The 5539-nt window shown below is 63.3% G+C and carries 5 protein-coding genes; 1 reads left to right on the top strand and 4 read right to left on the bottom strand.

The annotated features are described in order from the left end of the window. Positions 1–84 precede the first annotated feature (84 nt). On the top strand, positions 85–438 hold the full coding sequence (locus SMA01S_RS23765) for a HesB/IscA family protein (RefSeq protein ID WP_066827928.1): 354 nt from the start codon (positions 85–87) through the stop codon (positions 436–438). Here the strand turns inward: SMA01S_RS23765 and SMA01S_RS24745 are convergent. From SMA01S_RS24745 to SMA01S_RS23780, 4 genes are all read right to left on the bottom strand, one after another. After that, complete coding sequence (locus SMA01S_RS24745; protein WP_157094124.1) at positions 435–830, bottom strand: hypothetical protein; 396 nt, start codon at positions 828–830, stop codon at positions 435–437. The genes SMA01S_RS23765 and SMA01S_RS24745 overlap by 4 nt on opposite strands. 2 nt (positions 831–832) lie before the next feature. Further along, on the bottom strand, positions 833–1282 hold the full coding sequence (locus SMA01S_RS23770) for a MaoC family dehydratase (protein ID WP_066827930.1): 450 nt from the start codon (positions 1280–1282) through the stop codon (positions 833–835). Then, a complete protein-coding gene (locus SMA01S_RS23775; protein WP_066827932.1) occupies positions 1282–1743 on the bottom strand; it encodes a GNAT family N-acetyltransferase in 462 nt (153 codons plus the stop codon). The genes SMA01S_RS23770 and SMA01S_RS23775 overlap by 1 nt, the downstream gene beginning before the upstream one ends. A gap of 164 nt (positions 1744–1907) precedes the next feature. Then, positions 1908–5480 (bottom strand): error-prone DNA polymerase, encoded by a 3573-nt coding sequence (locus tag SMA01S_RS23780; RefSeq protein ID WP_066827934.1) that lies wholly within the window; start codon positions 5478–5480, stop codon positions 1908–1910. Positions 5481–5539: the final 59 nt, after the last annotated feature.

Genomic DNA, 5539 nt, shown 5'->3' on the forward strand with positions numbered 1-5539 from the left:
GGGGGGGGGAGTTGGGGCAAAGGTCAGGAGACTCAGCCCCACCCCTAACCCCTCCCCTGAAGGGGAGGGGCTTGGAGAAGAGAAATGACGACGACCCTGAGGCAGCGCCCCGCTGCCGTGAACCTGACCGACCGCGCCGAGGCGCGCGTGGCCGAGCTGATGTCGAAGGCGCCCGAGGGCGCGATCGGCGTCAAGCTGTCGACCCCGAAGCGCGGCTGCTCGGGGCTGGCCTATTCGGTCGACTATGTCACTACCGCCAACCCGATGGATGAGCGGATCGAGACTCCGGGCGGTACCTTCTTCGTCGACGGCGCGTCGGTCCTCTATCTGATTGGCTCGACGATGGACTGGGTCGAGGACGATTTCGCCGCTGGCTTCGTGTTCGAGAACCCCAACGCCAAGGGCGCGTGTGGGTGCGGGGAAAGCTTTACGGTCTAATCGATCTCGAAGCCGGTCTCGCGGCTATTCAGATTGTTTGACCAATCGATCGCGCACCATCTCTTGGCATCACCCGGACGTGTGGTGGCCAGGTGGCGAAATTTTCCGGTTCCTCGAATCCAGTTGGTCCCCGGCACAAACTTCTGATTAAAAATGCTCAGGGCTCTCGCTTCAAAAGTGCAACTAAGGTCGCGGTTGAATAGGCTATCTGGTTTGCATGAAATGTTGCGAAGAACGGGCGTTACGGTTGGTGCATAGCTGCGTAACATTTTGCCTTCAGCCAGGCGGCAGTCGGTTAGCGCGTACTGGTTTGGGATCTCGGCGAGATTGCCAGTCGGCGCGGAGCATGCCGCTGTACAAAATAGAAAGAGGACGGCTTGCCGGCTCGGCATGCTCAACGGCTCCGTAGCAACAACGCCGTCCGCAAACACTCGCACACCACTTCATCGCGCTGGTTGAGCATGCGGTGCTTCCACGTCACCAGCCCGGCATTGGGGCGCGACTTGCTCTCGCGCAATTCGGTCACTTCGCTGGTCGCGTGCAGCGTGTCGCCGATGAATACCGGCTTGGGCATCACCAATTTGTCATAGCCCAGGTTCGCGACCAGCGTGCCCATCGTCGTCTCGGCGACGGTGATCCCGACCATCAGGCTGAACGTGAATGTGCCGTTGACCAGGATGCGGCCGAACTCGCTTGCCTTGGCCGCCTCGGCGTCAAGATGGAGCGGCTGCGGGTTGTGGGTCATGGTCGACCACAGCAGATTGTCGGTCTCGGTCACCGTGCGGCGCAGCGGGTGCTCGATCGTCTCGCCGATTTGCCATTCGTCGAAATATTTGCCCGGCATCAATCGCCTTTCGTCAGCATGAGTTTGAACCCGCTATGGCTCTTTTTCCAGCCGAGCCGTTCGTAGAAACGATGCGCGGCGACGCGATCGTTGTTCGACGTCAGTTGCGCCATGAAGCAGCCGCGCTCGCGGAAGCGCTCGACTGCCCAGCCGATCATCGCCGCGCCGAGGCCGAGCGAGCGCTTGTCTTTGGCGATCCGCACCGCTTCAATCTGGCCGCGCCAGGCGCCGCGATTGATCAGGCCGGGGAGCCAACTCAGCTGCATCGTCCCGACGATCGCGCCATCAAGCTCCGCGACGATCAGCCGCTGATTGGGATCGCGATCGATCGCGTCGAACGCGGCGAGATAGGCAGGATCGAGTGGTTCGGACGGGTCGTCGGCGTGGCCGCCTATCTGTTCCTCGGCGAGCATCGCGACAATCGTCGGCAGATCGGCAGGGATTGCGTCGCGAAATATCATAGCGCTGACGCGTTACGCCATTCCAGTGGACGGAGGCAGGGATAAAATGTCGTCCCGACGTGCGCATCGACCTCCTTCTTGGGGGCTCATATCCTTTTCCAGTCTTGCGTTTCCGCTTGTCGGTATAGGCCGTGCTTGCGGGTGATGGGGCGGCGATTTGCCTATCAATGGAAATCGCGCGACTTGGGCAGGATGCGCACGTTGCGCGGATGGCGGCCATGCGCGTCGGCGGTGTAGCGCGGGTCGGGGGACAGTTCGAAGTCCACGCGTGCGGTCGGTGGCGGTGCGACATGATCTTCCGACAATCGGGCGAGGTCGGCCGTGCGATCGATCACGCGGGCGCCGATCAGATGGACGACGCTGCCCTCGTCTTTGGAACTGCGCTGGACCTCGCCCTCGATCGTCATCAGCCGCGATCCCATCACCTGCAATCGCTGCGTTTCGAACACTCGCGCCCATAACAGCGCATTGGTGATGCCCGTCTCGTCCTCCAGCGTGATGAAGATGGCATTGCCGGTACCAGGGCGTTGTCGGACCAGCACCACGCCGGCGACGGTAGCGCGCGATCCGTTGCGCGCCTTGCTCACCTCAGCGCAGCTCAGCACGCCTTCCGACCTGAACATCGGCCGCAGGAATTGCATTGGATGGCCCTTGAGCGATAGGCGAGTGAGTTCGTAATCGGCGACGACTTCCTCGCTCAGCGGCATGGCCGGCAGCGCGGGATCCTCTTCAGTGCCCAGCTCGCGTGCCTTAGCCGCGGCGAACAGCGGCAGCTCGTCCGACGGGGTGCGGCGTACTTCCCACAAGGCGTCGCGCCGTCCCTGGCCGATCGATCCCCAGGCATCGGCGTCGGCCAACAGCCGGAGTCCGCGCGAGGGAAGGTTGGCGCGACGGGCGAGCTCTTCGATCGAGGTGAAAGGCGCCGTGGCCCGCGCTTCGACCAATCGTTCGGCCCAATCCTCACGGAAACCGTCGACTTGGCGGAACCCCAATCGCAATGCGAGATCCTGTCCGTCGCGCTCCAGGCTATTGTCCCAGCCGCTCGCATTGACGTCGATCGGCCGTACCGCGACACCGTGCTTTTCCTGCACATCACGGACAATCTGCGCCGGCGCGTAGAATCCCATTGGTTGCGAGTTAAGAAGCGCGCAGGCGAAAACCGCGGGGTGGAAGCATTTGAGCCAGGCCGAAACATAGACCAAGCGCGCGAACGCCAGCGCGTGGCTTTCGGGGAAGCCATAGCTGCCGAACCCCTTGATCTGATCGTAGCAGCGCTGCGCGAAGTCGCGTTCGTAGCCGCGCTTCACCATGCCCTCGACCATCTTGGTCTCGAAGTGATGGATCGTGCCGACATTGCGGAACGTCGCCATCGCCCGGCGCAGACGATTGGCGTCCTCGGGCGAGAATTTGGCGGCGACGATTGCAAGCTTCATCGCCTGTTCCTGGAACAAAGGCACGCCCATGGTCTTGCCGAGCACGGCTTTCAGTTCGTCGGCCTGACCGAAACCTGAGCCCGGCGCTGGAAACTCGACCTTTTCCTTGCCCGAGCGCCGGCGCAGATAGGGGTGGACCATGTTGCCCTGAATGGGCCCTGGGCGGACGATCGCGACTTGCACCACAAGATCGTAGAATTCGCGCGGGCGCAGCCTCGGCAACATGCTCATCTGCGCGCGGCTTTCGACCTGGAACAGGCCCAGACTGTTGCCCTCGCACAGCATGTCATAGACCGCTGGTACTTCGCCCGGGATCGTATCGAGCGTGTGCCGCTCGCCGCCGGTTGCCTCGATCAGGTCGAACGCTTTCTTGATGCAGGTGAGCATGCCGAGCGCGAGCACGTCGACCTTCATCAATTGCAGCGCGTCGATATCGTCCTTGTCCCATTCGATGAAGGTGCGGTCCTCCATCGCCGCATTGTGGATCGGCACGGTCTCGTCGAGCCGGTCCTGGGTCAGCACGAAGCCGCCGACATGCTGCGACAAATGCCGTGGGAATTCGAGCAACTGGTCGACCAGCGACTTGAGGCGCGCGATGTCGGGATTGGCCAGGTCGAACCCGGACTGCGACACGCGCTCTTCCTCGAAATGGCTCGAATAGCTGCCCCAGACCGTGCTCGCGAGGCGCGAGGTCACGTCCTCGGTCATGCCCAACGCCTTGCCGACCTCGCGCACCGTGCTGCGCGATCGGTAATGGATCACCGTCGCGGCGATCGCGGCGCGGTGGCGGCCGTAGCGGCGATAGACATATTGCATCACCTCCTCGCGCCGCTCGTGCTCGAAATCGACGTCGATATCGGGGGGCTCGTCGCGCTCGGCCGAAACGAAGCGCGAGAACAGCAAATCGTGCTGCATCGGATCGACCGAGGTAACCCCGAGCAGAAAGCACACCACCGAATTCGCCGCCGATCCGCGCCCCTGGCACAGGATCGGCGGGTCGCAACTGCGCGCGAACCGAACGATGTCGTGGACGGTCAGGAAATAGGGCGCGTAACCGCGCTCCCTGATCAGCGAGAATTCCTCGTAGAGCAACGCATAGAGCTTGTCGGGGACGCGATAATCATAGCGTTCGAGCGCGGTCTGCCAGACGAGGTGCTCGAGCCACTCCTGCGCGTCCCAGCCAGCGGGCACGGGCTCGTGAGGATAGTCGTAGCTCAATTGATCGAGCGTGAAGCCGATGCGCGAGAGCAGGATTCCGGTCTCCGCCACCGCTTCGGGATAATCGCGGAACAGCCGTGCCATTTCCTCAGGCGGCTTGAGATGGCGTTCGGCATTGGCTTCGAGCAGCTTCCCCGCGGCCTTCACATGCGTACCCTTGCGAATGCAGGTGACGACGTCGTGCAGCGGGCGTTGCTCGGGTGTCGCGTAGAGCGCGTCGTTGGTCGCGAGCAGCGGAACACGCGCGGCGCGCGCGATGGCGACGAGCGCGGCGAGACGACGCTTGTCGCGCCCTGCTCGGGGCATCGAGGCGCCTAGCCATAGGCGGTCACCGACGACGCGCTTGAGACGGGAAAGCACCTCCTCGAGCGGTCCGTCACCCCGACCCTGTGCCGGGGTCCACTCCACCACTTGTCCTGGGGCTTGTGGCTCCGTGGATGCGGGGACAGTCCCGGCATGACGGGTAGGGAAAGGAACGACGTTCGTCGTTTCTGCCTCATCCTGACCCAGCCGTAGGAAACCCCGATCCTGATCCTGGCTGATCTGCCGCTTCTCCGGCAGCACCTCATTCTCCTCAGCATCGAAGCTGCTATCCGGCAGCATTATCAACATCAGATCCTGATGATGCGCGATCAGGTCGCCGATCCCGATCAGGCAGCCCCCCTTGGTCGCGCGGCGATTGCCGAGCGACAGCAACCGGGTCAGCCGCCCCCAGCCGTACCGCGTCGCTGGATAGGCGACGATGTCGGGCGTGCCGTCGGCAAAGACCAGACGCGCTCCGACGATCAGGCGAAAATCGGGGGCGGGGGAGGGCAAATCGGGCGGATCGGGAAAGTCTTCCCACGGCCGGTCGGCCTCATGCCGCGCTTTGGCCTTGGCCCAGGCGGGGTGCCATTGCTCGCGTGCTTCCCTCAGGGCGACATGCGCGCGCACCACGCCGGCGACCGTGTTGCGGTCGGCGATACCGATGGCGCGCATGTTTAGCGCGATCGCCTCGCCGACCATGTCACTCGGATGCGACGCGCCGCGCAGGAACGAGAAGTTGGTCGCGGCGACGAGTTCGGAGAAATGGATAGGCTTAGCCATGTGGCTCTGTCGATTTTTGTTCGCGCGGAAGCGCGAAGGCGCAAAGAAGAAAGGATTGG

This window comes from Sphingomonas mali NBRC 15500 (genome assembly GCF_001598415.1).
In the GTDB taxonomy this organism is placed as follows: Bacteria; Pseudomonadota; Alphaproteobacteria; order Sphingomonadales; family Sphingomonadaceae; genus Sphingomonas; species Sphingomonas mali.